General features: G+C 40.5%; 16 protein-coding genes. 8 read left to right on the forward strand and 8 right to left on the reverse strand.

Translation table 11 applies throughout. The features are described 5' to 3' along the window. Nucleotides 1-50 precede the first annotated feature (50 nt). Entirely contained in the window at nucleotides 51-293 is a 243-nt protein-coding gene (locus C9J12_RS24260; RefSeq protein WP_107245054.1) for a hypothetical protein, read from the forward strand. 140 nt (nucleotides 294-433) lie between these two features. Here the strand turns inward: C9J12_RS24260 and C9J12_RS30840 are convergent, their stop codons facing one another. The 7 genes from C9J12_RS30840 to C9J12_RS24290 form a co-directional block, all read right to left on the reverse strand. Further along, nucleotides 434-598 (reverse strand): hypothetical protein, encoded by a 165-nt coding sequence (locus C9J12_RS30840; RefSeq protein WP_170111875.1) that lies wholly within the window; start codon nucleotides 596-598, stop codon nucleotides 434-436. 285 nt (nucleotides 599-883) lie between these two features. Beyond that, complete coding sequence (locus tag C9J12_RS24265) at nucleotides 884-1183, reverse strand: YfcZ/YiiS family protein (protein WP_107245055.1); 300 nt, start codon at nucleotides 1181-1183, stop codon at nucleotides 884-886. A 194-nt stretch (nucleotides 1184-1377) separates the two neighbouring features. Next, nucleotides 1378-3276 carry a TRAP transporter permease gene (locus tag C9J12_RS24270; RefSeq protein WP_107245056.1) on the reverse strand — a complete coding sequence of 633 codons (1899 nt, stop codon included), beginning with the start codon at nucleotides 3274-3276 and terminating at the stop codon, nucleotides 1378-1380. Between the two features lie 219 nt (nucleotides 3277-3495). Next, complete coding sequence (locus C9J12_RS24275; RefSeq protein WP_107245057.1) at nucleotides 3496-4425, reverse strand: TAXI family TRAP transporter solute-binding subunit; 930 nt, start codon at nucleotides 4423-4425, stop codon at nucleotides 3496-3498. Nucleotides 4426-4818: 393 nt separating this feature from the next. Then, nucleotides 4819-5169, reverse strand: a complete 351-nt coding sequence (locus C9J12_RS24280) for a DUF3316 domain-containing protein (RefSeq protein ID WP_107245058.1) — start codon at nucleotides 5167-5169, stop codon at nucleotides 4819-4821. A 225-nt stretch (nucleotides 5170-5394) separates the two neighbouring features. Beyond that, the gene (locus C9J12_RS24285) at nucleotides 5395-7320 is read right to left on the reverse strand and encodes a RecQ family ATP-dependent DNA helicase (protein WP_107245059.1); all 1926 of its coding nucleotides are present in this window, start codon (nucleotides 7318-7320) and stop codon (nucleotides 5395-5397) included. A gap of 199 nt (nucleotides 7321-7519) precedes the next feature. After that, on the reverse strand, nucleotides 7520-9076 hold the full coding sequence (locus C9J12_RS24290) for a methyl-accepting chemotaxis protein (RefSeq protein ID WP_107245060.1): 1557 nt from the start codon (nucleotides 9074-9076) through the stop codon (nucleotides 7520-7522). Nucleotides 9077-9385: 309 nt separating this feature from the next. Here C9J12_RS24290 and C9J12_RS24295 point away from each other — a divergent pair, with 309 nt between their 5' ends. Continuing rightward, nucleotides 9386-11029, forward strand: coding sequence for a methyl-accepting chemotaxis protein (locus C9J12_RS24295; RefSeq protein ID WP_107245061.1), 1644 nt, complete (start codon nucleotides 9386-9388; stop codon nucleotides 11027-11029). Between the two features lie 135 nt (nucleotides 11030-11164). On the opposite strand, the gene C9J12_RS24300 is transcribed toward C9J12_RS24295, so the two are convergent. Then, complete coding sequence (locus tag C9J12_RS24300) at nucleotides 11165-12859, reverse strand: AMP-binding protein (protein WP_107245062.1); 1695 nt, start codon at nucleotides 12857-12859, stop codon at nucleotides 11165-11167. A gap of 340 nt (nucleotides 12860-13199) precedes the next feature. Here C9J12_RS24300 and C9J12_RS24305 point away from each other — a divergent pair, with 340 nt between their 5' ends. The 6 genes from C9J12_RS24305 (at nucleotide 13200) to C9J12_RS24330 (ending at nucleotide 19721) form a co-directional block, all read left to right on the forward strand. Next, nucleotides 13200-13898 (forward strand): L,D-transpeptidase family protein, encoded by a 699-nt coding sequence (locus tag C9J12_RS24305; protein ID WP_227876449.1) that lies wholly within the window; start codon nucleotides 13200-13202, stop codon nucleotides 13896-13898. Nucleotides 13899-14176: 278 nt separating this feature from the next. Then, a complete protein-coding gene (locus tag C9J12_RS24310; RefSeq protein WP_107245064.1) occupies nucleotides 14177-14638 on the forward strand; it encodes a TetR family transcriptional regulator in 462 nt (153 codons plus the stop codon). A gap of 320 nt (nucleotides 14639-14958) precedes the next feature. Further along, nucleotides 14959-16365, forward strand: a complete 1407-nt coding sequence (locus C9J12_RS24315) for a TolC family protein (RefSeq protein WP_107245065.1) — start codon at nucleotides 14959-14961, stop codon at nucleotides 16363-16365. Then, nucleotides 16362-17339, forward strand: coding sequence for an HlyD family secretion protein (locus C9J12_RS24320; RefSeq protein WP_107245066.1), 978 nt, complete (start codon nucleotides 16362-16364; stop codon nucleotides 17337-17339). Before C9J12_RS24315 ends, C9J12_RS24320 begins: the two co-directional genes overlap by 4 nt. A 4-nt stretch (nucleotides 17340-17343) precedes the next feature. Continuing rightward, nucleotides 17344-18552 (forward strand): ABC transporter permease, encoded by a 1209-nt coding sequence (locus tag C9J12_RS24325; protein ID WP_107245067.1) that lies wholly within the window; start codon nucleotides 17344-17346, stop codon nucleotides 18550-18552. Beyond that, complete coding sequence (locus C9J12_RS24330) at nucleotides 18549-19721, forward strand: ABC transporter permease (protein ID WP_107245068.1); 1173 nt, start codon at nucleotides 18549-18551, stop codon at nucleotides 19719-19721. Before C9J12_RS24325 ends, C9J12_RS24330 begins: the two co-directional genes overlap by 4 nt. Nucleotides 19722-19775 lie beyond the last annotated feature (54 nt).

Consider the following 19775-nt stretch of genomic DNA (forward strand, 5'->3'; position numbering starts at 1 on the left):
GGTGTTATAGACTGCATTCTATTGAAGAGAAATAAAGAAAGGGCTAAGTCATGAAAAATTTTATAGCTAGCGTTGTTGCTCTTGTGATCGGATTTTTTACCATTACCTTCGCTGCGGTAATGGGGTTATTTATTGGTATTGCAGCACTGATTGCTAAACCGTTTATTAAAAAGCGAATGACAGCGGCTTATGAAGAAGCTTTAAAGCAGCAAGGGTATCAAACCCAGCAGCAATCAGGTTCGACTATTGATGGTGAATTTGAAGATGTAACAAAAAGACCAGCAATGCAGTAATCCTGAAAGTCTATTGAGAATGTTGAATCCGAGTGTATTTATACACTCGGATTTTTTGTATCTTCAGATTGAGCCTTAGAAAACAAAAACGCAGTGTAAACCACTGCGCTTTACATCTCTCATAGAGGGAAGAAAGATGTCTATCGAATAACGCGTCCAGAGTTAGGTGCAACTTTACCGGTACCACCTTGGTGATGCTCTGTTGTTACTCCCATTTCAGTCATTAACAGCTCTTTCATTGCTGCTGACTCACGTGGGTTAGTTGGCTTCCAGCTAGAAATTATTTTCGCTTTATTGTCTTTCATTGAATATCTCCTTTTCAATACTCGCGACAGTGCGTATTAAATGATTTTTTACGAAATTTTTATATGCGATCATTCTCATACAAAACTAAGTGCATTACCAGAGAAAATTCGTATAAAGTATTTGAATGCTTATTGTAATACCTAGCGCAATTTTGCATAACGACTCAAAATGAAAAGACTACAGTGCATAGCTATAAAGCATGTCGTATTAAATATAGTTTAAATTATCAATAAAAAAGCCGACTTCTGATAGAAGTCGGCTTTTCATTCAAAATATAGCGAAGATTATTTTGCTAAAGAACGGCTCTTTAATTCAAAAATCAACTTTTCTGCACTGCATTCAAATTTGATGTGTGCTGTTAATTCTGTGCTTTCTTCTGTTAGTTCTGATGCTTGATACTCGAAGTTAGCATTCACTTCCTTGGCTAGTGCAAGGTAGTTGTTGAATTCATTTTCTAAAGCAACTTTGCTCTGAGCGAAGATTGATACTTCAGCTACATCGTCACCTTCTTTGATAATAAAGCCCATTTCTGCAGAAACGCCGCAAGCGTCGCAGGCTTGGAATTCTTGTTCTTCGTTTGTCATGACTTTAATCCCTATTGGTTTTATGGGCTTATTCTAAAACTTCGTGACCTAGATCGCTATTCATAAATGATGAAAAGTAGGTTTTACTATTTTTAATCATAGGATGCACTGTTCCTGGGGATTACGTGTTGATTCATAAAAAAGTACTTAAAGCATAGCTTCAGGTACTTAGTTGTATTCTTACGGTTGTTTATTCAATCATTAGAGGTAGCAAGATTGTTATTTTGAGATCGCATATTAAACAACACAATGGCGGCGATAATGGCAACTCCGACTATACGTATCCAGCTATCTGTAAAAATAATTCCACCAGCTAACACGAATAAAATTCCCCGCTCTATCAATGATAATGGATTAATAAGACGTCCTTCAATACTGCCAGCAAAGGCTAGAATTAGCCCGATAGTGGTTATAATGGCAAAGACAAATCCAGACATGTTATCACCGCTGTAAATGAGCCCCGAGAAAGCCATCATGGTTGGAATAAGGAAGAAACCTTGTGCGAGCTTAAAGGCTTGAACCGCAGATTTCATGGGGGAAGCATTGGCGATTCCTGCACCCGCAAATGCTGCGAGAGCGATAGGGGGAGTAACATTTGATGTTTGCGATAACCAAAAAACAATCATATGAGCGGTAAGTAAACCCAAACCAAGATCAGTTAAGGCAGGTACGGCCATTATGGATAAAACGATGTACGCGGCTGTTACAGGTAACCCCATACCAAGAATAACGGCAGCGATGGCTATCAAGCCTAAAACAGACCATAAATGACCGCCAGAAAGAGCAATCAAAAATTGGGTGAACTGCAAACCAATACCCGTTTGGCCAACCACACCAACAACAATACCAGCCGTTGCACATGCAACCGAAATAGGTAGTGCTAAAAGAGCGCCTTCTTTCATGCCCTGTAAGAAAACCCGAAAAGTCAGTCGACTGTGTTTTCGGCACATTGCTGCGGTAAGAATAGCTGCACACCCTGCGACACCAACTAAAACAGGGGAGTAGCTCATTAACAGTAACGTCGTTATAAAAATTAACGGGACTAAAAAGTGCCAACCTTGTTTAAGTACCACACTTAATTTTTCAACGGTATCCATGCCTTGCAAACCGAGTTTACACGCCATTAAATGGACATAAAGCAGTGTACAGGCAAAATATAAAATGGCAGGTGCAATCGAAACGAGTAAGATCTCACTGTATGGAATGCCTGTAAATTGTGCCATAACAAAAGCACCAGCTCCCATTACAGGTGGCATAATTTGACCACCGGTAGATGCTGCTGCCTCAATACCTGCCGCTTGCTCAGGTTTATACCCAAGCTTCTTCATCATCGGAATCGTTAGTGAACCTGTGGTGACGGTGTTTGCAATGGCTGAACCAGATATTGACCCCAATGCAGCAGATGCAATGACACTTGCTTTTGCAGGTCCTCCTCGATATTTCCCTGCCACCGAAAATGCACCATCAATGAAGAACTGACCCGCACCACTGACTTGTAAAAAAGCGCCAAATAACACAAAAATAAAAACAACCCCGGCCGCAATAGCCAGAGGGGCACCGAAAACGCCATTGGTTGAAAAAATATGAAAACGAATAATTTCTTCTACCGAGAACCCTTTACTCGCGACTACGTCAGGCAATATGTCGCCAAATAAAGCATACCCAAGAAAAAATATCGCGATAGCGACCATCACGAGCCCAACGGTTCGGCGGGTTGCCTCCAGTAGCAAAGCGATAATAATCACCCCTGCCAGTTGATCGGCACTGCTTAGCCCATCAAGTAAGAAGCCAATATCATCGTAATCAAATTGGATAACTCGAAGTACAGCCCACATAGTGAGGCCTGCAAAAGTAATATCAATTAAACGAGCGGGTAAATAGAGGCGGGGGGGTTTGTTTATATGAACTAGAGGCTTTACAAGAAAGACTAAAACAAGCACCCAACTAAGATGAATAGGTCGGAAAATAGGGGCAGAAAGCTCTGCTGTAATACCTTGCCATATTTGAAATACAGATAGAATAATCGCTGCGATTGTTGCAACGAACATAATTTTGTCTGCCAAAATTTGGCGGAATGAAGAGGTTGTCGTCATCGCTTACTCCGTGCAATTAAACGAGTGAACCGAAAATGTAGAACGAATAGTCATTTTTATATCCACAATAATAAGTATTTGCTCTGTGTTATTCACATAGGATTAGTTTGTGTCTTTACTATTTTTGTACGAATAGAGCACTTGTATCATTAACAAGTGCTCTTATTATCGAACGAATTACCTCTGTTCAGTTAGCTTGAACTAACCGAACGAAAGGATTTATTTGGTTTGTTCGTTTAAATATTTTTGAGCACCAGGGTGAAGAGGAATCCCCTTTAGTTGCCCCATATTTTCAATTGTCGTGAATTTAGTCACACCAATCACTTGTCGAATTTTCTCGATATTATCGAAAGCGGCTTTTGTCATATCGTAAGCTAGCTCTTCGTCCATTTTGTTGTTTGCAACAAGTACGTTCCATACCGCTGGCGCTTTAAATTCAGGCACGTTTTTATATGTATCAGCTGGTACATCAAGGCTTTGGTAGGAAGGGTTAGTTTCAACGATCTTCGCTAGTTCAGCATCAGTGAATGACAGAATACGGATATTACGGGTTAAGGCTAATTCTGTAATCGCGCCCACACCTAGGCTACCAACAATAACACCAGCATCAATCTGACCATTCGCTAATGCATTGGTTGTTGCGGTGTAATTTAGGGCTTGGCCATTTACATCACTTTCTTCAATACCTAATGTTTTTAAAATATTAATGGCACTCACTCGTGTACCTGAACCCGGTGCACCCAGTGATACGCGTTTGCCTTTTAACTGCTCTATTGACGTGATGTCTGAGTCGGCAGGTACCAAGAATTGAACCACATTTGGGTAAAGGGCAAAGAGTACCGATACATCCATTTTTCGTGGGAAAGGTTTTGTTCCTTCATAGGCTTGTAAAACTACATTACCCATAGCAATACCCGCTAACTGCTTATTGCTTGATACTTTAATAACATTTTCTACCGATGCCGCTGTTACTTCAGCACGCATGTTGAAGTCATCGATACTGTCACTCCACACTTTTGCAAGAATGCCGCCTAACGGGTAATAAGTACCGCTTTGGCTTCCAGTGCCAATTGTGTAATTTTCAGCAGCAGCAGGTAGCGATACTGCCAATGTTAATGCAAGAAGCCCTGTTTTGAGAGATTGATACATTGTGCGTAAACTCCTTTTTAAATTGAAATGTATTTATCTTGTTAGACAGCTAACCTAGTAACGCATAACTGCTATGTAGCGAATATGAGTATGTAGGTGCTGAGTTTTTTACACTCTGAATGTTATGGGCTTGTTATTGTTAATGGTCAATGTTGAAGCGGCGGAAATGAGACATCACCGAAGTAGATTATTGAATAGGCGTACTTCTTCCAGTTCTGCATATTGAAAATATGTAAAAATCTCAGTAATTCAATCTAGTGAAGAAATGGAAGGGATGAAATAGAAAAACAGGAAGCCAATGCGTGGGCTTCCTGTTCGTGCTGGTGTTAAAGTTAGGTTAATGGCTTGATGTTATTGTTGTGGTGTTCTTGTTGTGTTGTTTTTTTATCGACACTAACGACTATTTGGACCAGTTACATCATAGCTATAATTTATATTGACCATTGCACGGTATTTAACTTGTCCTTTTGCTGTTGAAATTTCGTCAACCTCCACATGTGAACTTTCAACTTTTATCGAATTAGTTTCTAGCCCATATTCATATATTCCTAACGTTCTTTTTAATTTATTAGGTGATTCTTTCTGAATGTTTGAGGCAAAATTATGACCTAAATTGTACGCCCCTTCTTTTGAATCACTGATCCCTGCTGTTAGGTTTCGGGTTTCTTCTTTTGAGTCCCAAGAGAAGGCAAAAGTACTTGAACTGAATATAAGTGCTATGAATAGCAAAGCTAACTTTTTCATCGTTCATTCCTCAAATTAGATAACATAGTTATTGACCATATCTAGCCATAAAATGATTGGGTACCTAATCTAAAAGACCTGCTTACATTGCATTTATTTCATGAAATACGCTTTTTCTGTTGAACAATTGCCGTGCAAAAGATAAACGTTGAATACCACAAAGAAAAACGCCAGCATAATTGCTGGCGTTGTCTGTAAAGATGGATGAGTTGTTATAACGAATGTTTATTCTTGAAGTGAATAGACCTTGCAAACTAGCGCACGAGTCTCGCCAAACGGATAGGCTTCTAGCTGCCCAAATCCATTCATTTGTCTGGCTTTTACTTTGGTGTTTAATGGTGATGTCATACCATTTAAAAAGCGAGTAATAGCGGCGGCTGATGGTGTAGTTGTACATGCAGCTAAAAATGGGTCACACCAAGCCTTAAGTACATTGTCAGATGTTTCTGGTAGGGGAAGTGCTGGTGGAAGAACAGCAATATCACCACGGCAGACCGAGCAATGACCGCATTGCTTGGGGGCATTATTATCGGCGAAGTAACTCGCAAGATCATGACTTAAACAGTGCGTATTTTCAAAGAAATTGATCATCTTATTAATACGTTTGATTTCACTGCTTTCTTTTTGACGAAATAAATCAAACAGCTTCTTCGCTTCTTCATTCACATCATATTGATTGTTAACCACACGATAAACATCGGTCATTTGTTTACTTTCTAATGTAATCCAACCTTTTTCACTAAAATAATCGATAGCGGTTATTACTCGTTTACGATCAGCATGGCAGCTGTTCCAAAGTGCTTCAAAATCAACCGTGTACCAAGTGCGAGCTTTAGACGAGCAAGCGAAAATATTGTCAACAAATTGGCGTCGCTCACCTTGAAAATGTGCAAAGATCTCTTGAGGTGTTAGATTACATTTGAATCTATAGTCAGCAAAATACGTAAATTTTGGCTCGATGATTTTATGAATTTCGAGGTAAACCAGCAGTGTTTTAAGCGGTAATAAACGCACATTACTGTCTTTAGAAAGACGAGTTAGCATTACCTCCCACGCGGCGGGCTGATTTTTAATTTCATTTAATATATATGCAATAGCATCTAGATCGGGTGTATCACCATAAACGAAATTCTCTAAAACATTCAGCCCCGCTTTATTCGCTATAACGGTGCATTCAGCGTTTTCACCGTCTCGTCCTGCACGTCCAATCTCTTGGCTGTAATTTTCTATCGATTTAGGTAGATCAAAGTGAACCACTTTACGAATATTAGACTTATCTATGCCCATACCAAATGCGATGGTGGCGACTATGCAATTGATATTACCGCTCATAAATTCATGTTGAATCGCTTGGCGTCGGTCGTTATCCATTCCTGCATGATAAGCTTGCGCTTGGTAGCCTTGTTGATTAAGTGCAACGGCAACGGCTTCTGCGGTTTGTTGAAGCGTGACATAGATAATGGTTGGCTGATCATTGTGATGCCCCAGCACTTTATAAAGCGTTGGTAGCTTATTCTCATCTTCGGCTGCCAAAATTGTAAGGTCTAAGTTCGGGCGATAGAAGCCAGTTACAATGATATCTTGTTCAGCAATACCGAATTTTGTACTCATATCTTGAATAACATTTGGCGTTGCTGTTGCTGTGAGTAGCAATACTTGAGGAATGTTAAGTAGCTGACGGTAATATGGCAGTTTCAGGTAATCGGGGCGGAAGTTATGTCCCCATTCTGAAATACAGTGTGCTTCATCAACCACTAATAGAGAAACTTGCACCTGAGAGATAAACTGACGGAAGCGCTCGTTTTTCAGGCGCTCTACAGAAATCATTAATACCTTGGTTTCTCCGTTTCTAACGCCTTGCATAACTTGTTGGCTCTCGTCCCATGTTTGACTGGAGTCAATAGATGCCGCTGGGATCTTTTTGGATCGCAAGAAATCGAGTTGATCTTTCATTAATGCTAAAAGAGGAGAGATCACAAGTGTTAAGTGAGGTAGCTGAACTGCAGGCAATTGATAGCATAAAGATTTACCTGATCCAGTCGGAAAAATAGCAGCAGCAGATTGCCCGTTAAGAACACGAGTAATAACGTCTTCTTGTCCTTTACGTAAACTATCGAAGCCAAAGTAATCTTTAAGTGTTTGATGATACATACAGAGTGCGCGCTCACTTTACAAATGAACGGCAATAATAGCCTAACTGACAATAAGATAGTAAGCGTAGTGAGCCAATAGGTAGAACTTTTAGAAGTAAGGCGAGTTTTCTTGCAAGGTTACTTGGGTATAATGCCAATACGCACCTGAGTTGAATAAGGTTTCGTAAAAAACAGGTCGTATTAGCATTTTTTCGGTATTACTTATCTTCAAATTGTTGAGCTAAATGATGAAAATCATCCACCTTATCTTTTAGTGTCGAGCCTGTTTTTTCTACGTCAGCAACATCTTGAAGATTCTGTTCAGAAGCATCGGCAATGGAGTGGATATGTTGACCAATTTCACTCGATAAGTTTTCTTGTTGGGTAGCAGAAGAAGAAACTTGAGAGATTAACTGGTTAATCGTTAGCATATTACTTTCTACTTTTTGCAAACATTCAGCGCCTTTCTCTGCGATATTCACACATTCGTTCGTCTTATCACGATTGCTTTCGATCAGATTTTGCCAATTTTCAATTGTGGTTAGCATTTGCTCTATGCTGGTCTGGATTTGTTCTGTCGCATTTTGTGTTCGAGAAGAAAGAGCACGTACTTCATCGGCAACAACCGCAAAACCTCGGCCGTGTTCGCCTGCGCGTGCAGCTTCAATGGCTGCATTCAAAGCCAGTAAGTTGGTTTGTGCGGCAATACCGCTTATTTCAGACATTACAGTACTGACTTTACCGGCTTCGCTACTAAGCTGGTGTGTTGCTGAGGTTGCTTGTTCGGCTTGCGTTGAGAGTTGCTGTAAGCTTTCTTGTGTTGAATCAAGTTGCACGCGGGTTTTATCGCAGTGAAAACGGGTTTCATCTAATAATGAATGGGTTTCACTGGCATGATTTGAGACTGTTCGTGCAGAATCAGACATCTCATTCACTGCATTCGCGACATGATGAATATTGTCATTTTGCGAGCTAATAGCATGCGTTACTCGGCTGGCTGTATCGCTGAGTTGATCTGCTAAATCATGCAAAGGCTCTGCTGAATCTGTCATTCGACCAAGTACCGTACGAATACGTGCAGACATCATTTTTAAATGAAAATCGGCTACCGAAAATTTGTCATTACCAGAAAAAATCAATCGACTGACACTGTCATAGCGTGATTGAAGTTGTTTCAGTTGGCGTGGTGTATTAATGAGTTCTTGACGGAAAAACAAACCAATAACGGCAGCAGGTGCAATGCTTAATATGCTTTGTAGGCTCATGCCTGTGTGCATTATGCTTGCTGTAACGGGTAGTGCGCAGGCTGTTGCTAATGCTGTAAATTTAATGCTATCTGGTAAAGAGAACGCGATTTTTCGTCCTTTCTTCTCGGCATTTAGTAATTGCTTATAGGCTGATGTTGCAACGTTAACCCATTGTGCTTTGGGTTTAACACGAACAGATTGGAAACCGATGATTTTTCCATGTTCGTGAATTGGTGTGACGTATGCATCTACCCAATAGAAACCGCCATCTTTGGTTTTATTTTTTACAATGCCTCTCCATGCTTTTCCATCTCGCAAGCATTGCCATAAATCAGCAAATGCAGCTTTAGGCATGTCAGGGTGGCGGATAATGTTGTGGTTTTGACCGATGAGCTCTTCGGGACTATAACCAGCCACCCGACAAAAAAGCGGGTTACAGTAAGTAATTACACCTTTTGTATCTGTCGTAGAAACTAATTGTTCGTTATCAGAAAAGGTAGATTCTTTATTTATGAGGGTGGCTGACACGGAATGACCTTATTTTTAGTATGTTATTATTGTGTGTCAATGAAACCACATTATTGCATTAAATATCAATAGATTAATGGGATGTTTCTGTTTGTTGCTGGTACCGGCGGTAAAATAATAAAAACAACATGTTTATTTTTGCTTACATTATCAGCAAGGGAAATATTAAATGTGTCAGTATTATCACAATGAATGTTTTACGACAGAAATAAAGTGATCGCATATCGAGAATATGAGGTGCAGCTTGTTTCATACCTGTGCATTTCTGATATTAAGCACTGGTGATAAAACAATAATCAAAGGAAATATATGTCGTGGTTCTATAATCTTAGTTTTCGTTGGAAGCTTGCGTTGCCTACTGGGCTTGTTGTTGTTGTATTCATGGCTATTTTGAGTATGGTTTTATCTGTGTTCAACGATTTAGCACGAACAGATGCATTGCAAAGTGATGAAGTGCAACCTGTGCTAAATGAAATGGAAGAAGGTTATCGTGATCTTTACCAGGTTATAACTGCAGGGCAAGGGGTGATCTTAGCTGCAGGAGATCAAGATAGGATAAAATATAATCAGCAAGAATTTTACGATGACAGCAGTAAAACATTAACTCGTTTTAAATCACCTACATTATTACTTGATAATGGTTTTATTAATGCGTCGGGTCGTGTATCGGTACAAACTTTACCTACCCTTTACAGTCAATGGTTAACGCATTACGCCTATATTGTCGAAAATCCTGATAGTGCTGCTGATTATTATCAAAACAATCAGAAACAGATCCAGCAAGAATTTAATCAGTTGCAAGCAGCATATAAAGATATTCGTATTCAAATAGAGCAGGCACAACTTGAACTTAAAGAGCAGATGAATGATGAGATTAGTCTTACCATTATTGTGTTAGAAGTGGGTGCATTTGTAGCCATTACTTTATCTATTGTGATTACATGGTTTGTATCTAGGCTTATTCTTGCGCCTTTACAGCGGCTTTCTACAACAATGGAAAATATTGCCTCGGGTGAAGGTGACCTAACGCAACGAGTGCCTGTCGAGAGTCGTGATGAAATAGGGCAATTCGCCGCTTCCTTTAATCAGTTTGTATCAAAAATCCACGCTACGATCACGGAAGTGTCGGTAACAATGAAATCTGTGCGTGAAGAAACGCAACAGATTCAAAAAGAAACACAAGGTGTCGTGTTAAACGCATCAGAACAACAAGCTGAAAGCGCGCACGTTGCCACCGCAGTACATGAGATGAGTGCAACAAGTGATAGCGTGAGCTCACATGCAAATGAGGCCGCTAGCGCGAGCCAATCTGCAGCAGATGAATCAAATGCAGCGAAAAGAATTCTTGGTAATACGGTGACGTCTATTCATCAATTAGCGGATGATATTGAAACATCGAGCGGCGTTATTACGAATCTTGAGCTAGATGTCAGTAACATTGCCTCTATTTTAGATGTTATTCGTGGCATTGCAGACCAAACCAATTTATTGGCATTAAACGCTGCCATTGAAGCAGCACGAGCGGGTGAGCAGGGGCGTGGTTTTGCGGTTGTTGCTGATGAGGTGCGTTCTTTAGCCAGTAAAACTCAAGATAGTACTGGCGAAATACAAGTGATGATTGAGCGTTTACAACGTGGTGCGCATGATGCTGTTCAAGCGATGGCAAGAAGCCAAGCAAGTGGTACAGCAACTGTTGATCAGGCGAATAGTGCTAATGAGTCGTTAGATGCAATTAGCCAGTCGATTGAAGTGATTAATGAAATGAATATGCAGATTGCGACAGCGGCCAATCAACAAAGCCAAGTCAGTGAAGATATTAATCAAAATATTCAGAAAATCGCAGATAAGAGTCAAGAGGTTGTCTTTAAAGTTCAATCGTCAGAAAAAGCATTTGCAGCATTAGCCAGTGATTGTAAGCAGTTAGATACACTCATTGGTCAATTCAAAATATAAGTTCTATTAGTTACCTGTATGAAGCAGTAACGTAAATTAAAAAGCCGGAGCACTCATTTTCAGTGTGCTTCGGCTTTCGTCATTAGATGAACGCAGTTTGCAGCTTTAATGTGGAACTAGCTGACTATATTACTGCTATTTCTCCCACTGAATTAACGTGCCTTTTGGCCAGTCATCACCAAGACCTTGGTATTTATTCTCTAAAATATGTCGTTTGATCTTTAGTGTTGGTGTCAGGATACCGTTTTCAATGGTCCATGGTTCTTTCACCATGAGTACACCTTTGATTTTAGCGTGTGATTCTAACTCTTTATTGATTGTTTCGATGGTACGTTCAATTTTATGTTCGTAACGTTTAGGGTCAAAGTTAGGGAATTCATGAGGAATTGCTAACAAGATAGGTGCTGGCATTCCTGAACCAATAACACACATTGTTTCAATGTTACACAGCTCGAATAAGCGTTTCTCAATGGGTACTGGTGAAACAAATTTACCTTTGGCTGTTTTAAAGGTGTCTTTAAGGCGTCCTTGAATGGTCAAATAGCCATCTTCATCAAGAAAACCTTTATCACCAGTATATAACCAACCATCTTCATCGAAACTTTCTTGTGTAGCTTTTTCGTTCTTGTAATAACCAGAGAAAATACCCATACCTCGAACAAGTATTTCGTCACCATTTGAAATTTTAATTTCGACGCCTGGGCCAGCATTACCGACAGTACCAATCTTATCGCTACGGAACGGGTGATTAATCGTGCTATAGGCAAAAGATTCTGTCATGCCCCATGCTTCGGTAATATTGAGTCCAATGTTTTCATACCAGCGAAGTAGTGCTGGTGATACTGGCGCTGAACCACAACCAAGCATACGTGCTTTATCTAACCCTAAGCCATCGGCAAGCTTGCGTTTGATAACACCCGAAATGAATGGGATTTTAAGCAGTATATTCAGTTTCGCTTGTGGCAATTTATCAAGAATTCGCTGCTGGAATAACGTCCATAAGCGCGGAACAGAAATGAATAACGTTGGACGATGCATTTTTACATCATCGATAAAGGTGTCGAGTGATTCAGGAAAGGCAACCTGCATACCCGCTAGGATAGAAGCACCGAAAATGTAAACGCGCTCTGTAATATGCGCAAGTGGTAAGTAAGAGAACAAGCGCTCGCCATCACGCATTCCAATGTGATCGACAATGCGTTGGGCTGACCATGAAAATGAGCCGTATGTGAGCATCGCACCCTTAGGTAAACCAGATGTACCTGACGTGTATACAATTGACATTAATGCGTCTTGAGCATGTTTTGGACGCTCTTCGCTTGGCAAACTTTTTGCTATCACCGTATTGAACTCATGGGTACAAGTCGGTGTACCTGGGTAGGCAAAAGATATCGTCGGTAAGTCAGGGTACTTTTCAACCACGGCATTAACCGCTTTTGCATCATCCAGTTTACCAACAATAAGGATTTTTGATTCGCTGTGTGTCACACAGTGCTCAACCGTATCTGCTCCTGCTGTTGGAAATACAGGTACACTAATATAACTACCAAGCATTAAGGCTAAGTCAGTAATAAACCACTCAGCACAATTTTTGGACATTAGGGCGACTTTATCACCGGGCTGAATACCCATGTCGCGTAAAGCACTGACTAAACGTAGCGCTTTATCGGCGACTTCTGCAAACGTATAATCAACGAATTGTCTGTTGATTATTTGTCGAAGATATACCTCATTGGGGCGTTCACTCGCCCACTTTAAGATCATTTCATTAGGTAAAGGCTGAGCCATAAGCGTTTCCTTTAAACGTTCGGTCTGCAGAGGTAATGTCATATTCATCGCGTCCTTGTGTATGTTATTATTGTGTTAAATTTAAGGCTTTCTTAACTGGTCCGTCAAGTCTAAATTCTAGTCGTGTTTCTGATGGTTAGCATAATTATTAGTGATTTATTTTGTATTCTTTTAGCTATCCTTAAGAAAAGTAACAATAAATTTTAAACGAGCGTATAATTTTTTTGTGTTTAGTAAGTTTTTGAAATAACTAAAATTCTTATTATATTGCTATTTGTTATTTAATGCTCAGTGCAATTGGTTGATTATTGCTTCAGAAAGCATTCACTAAAGGAATGAATGGCGACTGGTGAATGTATTGTATAGCAAGAATATGGATGGTATGGATGTGTTAAAGTATAAGGCTATATTTACCGCGCTTCTAACGATGACAACCACGTTAGTACAAGCAAACTGGGATTACCCTAAAAAGGGCTATCGAACTATTAATGATATCGTTCAGCATTATTCTCCTATATTAGAGCCCCGTATTTCACTTATGTTCGAACAGGTTGGCGTTCAATATCCACCAGAAAAAGTTGCGCTATTTGCCTTAAAAGAAGAAATGCAAGTTGAGTTATGGGCAAAAGATGGAGAGGCTTGGGTTTATATTAAACGGTATGATATCGCGAAAATTAGCGGTAAATCCGGCCCTAAGTTACGCGAGGGTGATCATCAAGTTCCTGAAGGCATATACCAAGTAATCGGCCTGAACCCTAATAGTAAGTACCACCTTTCAATGCAATTAAATTACCCCAATGAATTTGATTTAAAATATGCACAGTTAGAAAAGCGTAATCGACCTGGTGCTAATATTTTCATTCATGGTAAAGCAAAGTCTGTCGGTTGTTTAGCTATGGGGGATATTGCCATTGAAGAGTTATTTCTTTTGGTTGAACGGTCTCAAATTCAGAATGTGCAAGTTGTTATTAGCCCTTCAGATCCTCGTAAGGGGCCACTTGTTCCTGCATATGGACAACCTTTTTGGGTTACGCAGCTCTACCGAAATATTGAAAAGGAAGCCCAAAAATTTGGACGCTAGAGTCTATTGAAATATTAATAGGTTTAGCCTTTGATGCTAACTACTAACAATGAATGCCCAATTTTCCGTTTATAAAGTGTGATGTTTTACGAAGATTTTCATTTTTGACAGCTTTTTAGTTATGGTTTTGATAAAAAATGATAATGATACTAGTTAACGGAATATCATTTTGTAATACTAGCCAAAGATACTAACTAAAAGAACATCACATTAGCTATTTGGGCCTGCACTCAATAGAAGCTGTTGATTAAAACATCTAGATACAGAGCCAACTAATTATGCCAAAGCGTAGTAAAGAAGATACAGAGATAACTATCCAAACAATTATGGATGCCGTTGTTGATCAAATTTTACGATTAGGTTACGACAAAATGTCGTATACAACATTGAGTAAGCAAACAGGGATTTCTCGTACTGGCATCAGCCACCATTTCCCCAAAAAGCAAGATTTTGCTAACGCACTTGATGGTAGGATCTTTCGTTTGTTTGTTGAAAGATTGAATCTTGACAATGGTCTTGATGCGTTTGTGGCTAGCTGGGTTGAAGCGCTTGAAGATGAAAAATTTAGTGCTATCTTACGTTTACTATTTCACCATATCGTTTCAGCTGAAAATTCAAGCGAATTTGCTTTGCGTGGTATTGAGCGTTTATATGCTCTGTGTAAAGAACGCTACGGAGACGATAGCATTAAAGAGTTAGAATGGTTATTGGGTAAATCGCTAATTAGCCTTGCTCGTTAATCTCGTCTCTATAAGCGCGAGTTAAACAAGCCTCAAGAACTACGCAATGAATAATAAAAAACGGTCTACATGAGTAGACCGTTTTTTGTTTGTTTTTATCTTATCTGTTTCTGAAATACGGATAAAATCGGCTGCGTTCAATGATCTAGAGATAGTTAGTTTCGCAATTTAATTCTTAAGTACTCTGTTCTAGTCATTTGGTAAGCATCAATTATTTATTGAAAGACTATTAACCCTATCAATAGTAAGTTGTATTGTAGAGTTAATGCTCTAAAATAGGAATGAGTCAGCCAAATACAAAGGCTTAAAAGGGTTTGAAAATGAAAATAAAGCCATTTGCACTAAAGCAATTGGCCGTTGCTATTTTGGTCTTATCACCAAGTGTTCAAGCTGCATCAGTCAGCTTTAATGATGCATGGCAAACGGTTTTAACAAGCAGTGATGCACTAGCAGCAGAGCGAGCAAATGTAGATAAAGCTAGGCACTTACAAGATGCAACGAGCGATCTGTATTTACCTGATATAAGTGTATCTGCTAACTACACGAGGCTTGATAAGCCTGTCGAAATTTCACCGTCTGATTTGCTGGGTAGTATGCCTGCTGGTGAGTCAATAGCGGCTATTCTTGGTACTAATGCTGCCTCGTTAGATAAGCTGTTTACCTCACAATTAACCGACCGTGATATTTTCACCAGCTCAATTCGTGCTATTTGGCCTATTTTTACTGGTGGGCGTATTAATGCCGCACAAGAAATCGCGAAGGGTAAAAGCGAAGAAGCTAAATATATGCTTGTTATGCAACAGCAAGCTAAATTTGAAGATTTAACAAAATTCTATTTTGGTGTCGTGCTAACCGAACAAGTGCTGCAGACTCGGATTGATGTAGAGCAAGGCCTGAAAAAGCACCTAGATCATGCACAGAAAATGGAACAACAGGGGCAAATTGCCAAAGTTGAACGCCTTCAGGCTGAAGCCTCTTATGATAAGGCGCGTGTCGATCGTCAAAAATCAGCGCGTGATTTAGAAATCGCGCAGGTGGCGTTAACCAAACTTCTGAAATTAAATTCTCCTGCGATGCCATCGACGACTCTTTTTACCAATGAATCGCTACCGCCGATGGATGCATTTATTGATAAAACCCTTGCAGACTACCCTGGCTTGAGCATTTTAGACGCAAAGAAAAAACAAGCGAGTGGCGTTATTGATGTCGAGAAAGGAAAGTATTACCCCGAAGTGTACCTATACGGTAACTACAGCTTGTATGAAGACGATACATTAGCCAGCAAGACGGCACCGGATTGGGCGGTTGGGGTTGGCGTGAATATTCCTATTGTCGATACATCGGGCCGTTCAGGAAAAGTAAAAGCAGCACACAGTGCAGTAACACAAGTGAACTACCTTCGTGCGCAAGCAGAGCAAGATCTCTCTGTATTGGTTGAAAAAACGTACCGAGAAGCGAATCAATCATTAGAAGAATACAACGGATTGAAATCGAGCCTTGCACTTGCCGAAGAAAATGTACGATTGCGTGAAAAAGCATTTAGTCAGGGGTTATCAACGTCGCTTGATGTTGTTGATGCCGAAATGTATTTAGCGGGAGTGAAAACGCAACGATTGGCTGCTGCATATCAGTATGTTATTTCGTTATCGCGTTTATTGGCAGTAAGTGGTGAAATGAACAGTTTCAATCAGTATCAACAATATCAAGGTCTTGAGGTTAAACAATGAATAAGTTAAAGCCATTAGCGGTAGTGATACCTGCTGTCGCATTAGTCGGTTGGTTAGGTTACACCTTCTGGCAGGCTTATCAGCCTCAAGCAGAACGCATGCAAGGTCAGATTGAAGCACAACAATATAATATTTCATCGAAAGTACCGGGACGTGTTGATGAAGTCTTAGTACGAAAAGGTGATCAGGTTGAGCGTGGGCAGCTAATCTTTACGCTACTTAGCCCAGAAATCGACGCGAAATTAATGCAAGCCAAAGCGGGCCAACAAGCTGCGGGCGCGATGGCAGAGCAAGCTGAAAAAGGGGCTCGAGTACAAGAAATAGCCGCCGCACGGGATCAGTGGCAAAAAGCTAAAGCGGCATCTTCTTTAATGAAAAAAACCTATAAGCGTATCGACAATCTTTATAAAGACGGCGTGATTGCAGAGCAAAAGCGCGATGAAGCGTACACCCAATGGCAAGCCTCGCGTTATACCGAACAAGCTGCTTATCAAATGTTTGGTATGGCAAGTGAAGGAGCGCGTGTTGAAACCAAACGTGCGGCGATGGAAAAAGAAAGAATGGCTGCGGGTGCTGTAGCTGAAGTTGAAGCGTATGCGGCTGATACTAAGATTACTAGTTGGCATAACGGTGAAGTGACACAGGTTTTATTGCACGGTGGCGAGCTTGCCCCACAAGGATTCCCTGTTGTAAGTGTTATTGACATGAACGATGCGTGGGCTGTATTTCACGTACGCGAAGACCGTTTAAGTGAATTTAATCAAGGTACGATTGTTGATGCTACGATTCCAGCATTGGGTGATGAGGCATATAGCTTCAAGGTAACACATGTTGCCGTAATGGGTGATTTTGCCACATGGCGTGCAACAGATGCTTCACAAGGGTTTGATATGCGTACATTTGAGGTTGAAGCACGTCCAATGGAAGCCATAGAAGGCTTACGTGTTGGTATGAGTGTCATTTTAGAGCAGTAATTTTATGGCTTTTTCTACACAATGTTACCGTGAGTGGCGAATACTTCTATCCGATAGTTGGCTAAAAGCCATGGTCTTTTGGCTGCCTGTCGTATTGTTTTTTAGTATGTGGCTGATTTTCTCTGCGGGTATAGCGCGTGATCTTCCTATTGGTGTTGTTGATCTAGACCATAGCCGCTTGTCTCGCGGTTTAGTGCGTTATTATGACGCGAGCCCAACATTGGCTGTCACTAATGTCTATACCTCTGCGACAGAGGGGAGTCATGCTCTTAAAAATGCAGATATATATGCGTTGATTGTACTGCCAGCCCAATTAGAGAAAGATACGTTATTAGGGCGTGCTCCTGAAGTAACGGCTTTTTATAATAGCCAATATATATTAGTGGGTAAGCTGATTAATTCTGCGATGGTGCAAGCACAAGGGACTTATACCGCAGGAATCGACACGCTAAAAAACATGGCAAATGGTTCACCGGTTCCATTGCAAGCATTGGGTCAAGCTGTTCCTATCCAAAGCCAGATTACGCCATTATTTAATAGTAATAGTCACTACGGGCAATTCTTGGTTTCTGCCGCAATACCTGCTATCTGGCAGATATTGATAGTAGCCACTACGGTATTGGCTATGTCTGCGGAATTTCGGCAAAAAGGTATATCGGCATGGCTAGCAAATAGTCCGATTAATCACGTTATTGCAAAACTACTGCCCTATACCCTGTTGTTTTGGTTACAAGGCTTTATATTCTTGTGGGCAATGTACGGTGTACTTGAATGGCCGATGCACGGTAGTTGGTTTATTTTGAGTTTGTCGCAATTACTTATGGTTGTGGCTTGCCAAAGTATGGGGGCTGCTTTCTTTCTGCTAACTCTCGATTCAACACGCGCAATAAGCTTAGTAGCTGGATTTACAGCGCCAGCCTTTGCGTTTATGGGGGTTACTTTTCCAGCTACGGATATGCCGTTCTTAGCGCAGTTATGGCGAGCGATGTTACCTGTTAGTCATTATATAGAAATTCAAATCCAGCAGGTTGATTATGGTGCTTCATTAGCTGGCGCCATACCCAATATGATTGCATTAGCGTGTTTCGGGTTTGTTTTATTGGTTGCGATGATGAAAGCGAAAAAAATTGCCACAGTCTCTAATAGCGCTGTAAATGCAGTTACTAAGAATGCTGTGTCGAAACATTCTGATAATAAAGGAACGCAAGCATGAGTTGGCGTACGCTTTTCAAGTTTGAATTGACGGCAATTTTCACTAATCCATCACTGCTTTTTACTGTATTTGGTGGTGTGCTAATTTATTCGTTTCTTTATCCCTTGCCGTATTCTCAGCAGTTACCACGCGAGCAAACTATCGCGGTAGTGAATTTGGATAATAGCCAAATGAGCAGAGAACTAGAGCGTATGGTTGATGCTACGCCTCAAGTAAATATTACCAAGCATGTTTATAGTATTGAAGAAGCTAAGTCATTACTGATTAAAGGTGATGTACATGGTTTGATGGTGATACCCACTAATTTTTATCGTGATGTACTATTGGGTAAAAGCCCAACGGTTGCGTACGCAGGCGATGCTTCATATTTCTTAGTGTATGGTACAATCGTTGAAGGTTTAGCAACTGCTGGTGGCACATTGGGGGCTAAAGCTAAAGTCTCTCGTATGGTGATGTCAGGTGATAACCTTGTATTAGCATCAGAGCAGTATTCGGCAATGAAGTTGAATATGCGCCCAGTATTTAACCCTACTATGGGGTACATCAACTATGTTGTGCCTGCGGTATTTGTGTTGATCTTGCATCAAACATTGATGATTGCAGCGGGAATTCTGGGTGGTGGTCAGAATGAGCATCGCTTACAAGGTGGTACAGGGTATTGGTTACGTTACAGTGCATGGAAAATCGTACTGGTTCGTACCCTCTTATTGGTGTTGATATATATCCCGCTTGTTGCCTATTATTTTGGTTATAGCTTCTCTAACTATCATATAAGCCGCTTAGCTTCGATATCTGATTTAGTCGCAATGACTATTCCATTTTTGCTGGCGGTTATTTTTGTTGGAATAATCATTGGTCAGCTTATTCCTCGTCGTGAGTTGGCAACATTAATTATCTTGTTAAGTTCATTACCTTTAGTTTTTGCTGCGGGATTTATTTGGCCTGTATCGGCAATTCCTGCTCCGATTAATGCACTTGCTCAGTTAGTACCATCAACCCCCGCTATAAACGGATTTTTGCGGTTGAATCAAATGGGCGCGAGCTTTGAACAGGTGATTAATTGGTGGGGGCAGTTATGGCTGCAAGCACTCGTATACGGTTGTATCGCGGTGTTTCTTGTTAAGCGAAATCAAGAACAAGGAAGTGTGAAACAAGTGCCATCGGAATAATCAGAAGTTGTTATAACACTGTTTGTAATGATCTAAAATAGAAAGCCTGATGAG

This window comes from Photobacterium frigidiphilum (assembly GCF_003025615.1).
Lineage (GTDB): Bacteria > Pseudomonadota > Gammaproteobacteria > Enterobacterales > Vibrionaceae > Photobacterium > Photobacterium frigidiphilum.

What these genes read in the sequence shown, in the direction of transcription:
- C9J12_RS24260 (WP_107245054.1), top strand. Translation starts at nt 51, where the DNA reads ATGAAAAATTTTATAGCTAGCGTTGTTGCTCTTGTGATCGGATTTTTT.
- C9J12_RS30840 (WP_170111875.1), bottom strand. Translation starts at nt 598, where the DNA reads ATGAAAGACAATAAAGCGAAAATAATTTCTAGCTGGAAGCCAACTAAC.
- C9J12_RS24265 (WP_107245055.1), bottom strand. Translation starts at nt 1,183, where the DNA reads ATGACAAACGAAGAACAAGAATTCCAAGCCTGCGACGCTTGCGGCGTT.
- C9J12_RS24270 (WP_107245056.1), bottom strand. Translation starts at nt 3,276, where the DNA reads ATGACGACAACCTCTTCATTCCGCCAAATTTTGGCAGACAAAATTATG.
- C9J12_RS24275 (WP_107245057.1), bottom strand. Translation starts at nt 4,425, where the DNA reads ATGTATCAATCTCTCAAAACAGGGCTTCTTGCATTAACATTGGCAGTA.
- C9J12_RS24280 (WP_107245058.1), bottom strand. Translation starts at nt 5,169, where the DNA reads ATGAAAAAGTTAGCTTTGCTATTCATAGCACTTATATTCAGTTCAAGT.
- C9J12_RS24285 (WP_107245059.1), bottom strand. Translation starts at nt 7,320, where the DNA reads ATGTATCATCAAACACTTAAAGATTACTTTGGCTTCGATAGTTTACGT.
- C9J12_RS24295 (WP_107245061.1), top strand. Translation starts at nt 9,386, where the DNA reads ATGTCGTGGTTCTATAATCTTAGTTTTCGTTGGAAGCTTGCGTTGCCT.
- C9J12_RS24300 (WP_107245062.1), bottom strand. Translation starts at nt 12,859, where the DNA reads ATGACATTACCTCTGCAGACCGAACGTTTAAAGGAAACGCTTATGGCT.
- C9J12_RS24305 (WP_227876449.1), top strand. Translation starts at nt 13,200, where the DNA reads ATGGATGTGTTAAAGTATAAGGCTATATTTACCGCGCTTCTAACGATG.
- C9J12_RS24310 (WP_107245064.1), top strand. Translation starts at nt 14,177, where the DNA reads ATGCCAAAGCGTAGTAAAGAAGATACAGAGATAACTATCCAAACAATT.
- C9J12_RS24315 (WP_107245065.1), top strand. Translation starts at nt 14,959, where the DNA reads ATGAAAATAAAGCCATTTGCACTAAAGCAATTGGCCGTTGCTATTTTG.
- C9J12_RS24320 (WP_107245066.1), top strand. Translation starts at nt 16,362, where the DNA reads ATGAATAAGTTAAAGCCATTAGCGGTAGTGATACCTGCTGTCGCATTA.
- C9J12_RS24325 (WP_107245067.1), top strand. Translation starts at nt 17,344, where the DNA reads ATGGCTTTTTCTACACAATGTTACCGTGAGTGGCGAATACTTCTATCC.
- C9J12_RS24330 (WP_107245068.1), top strand. Translation starts at nt 18,549, where the DNA reads ATGAGTTGGCGTACGCTTTTCAAGTTTGAATTGACGGCAATTTTCACT.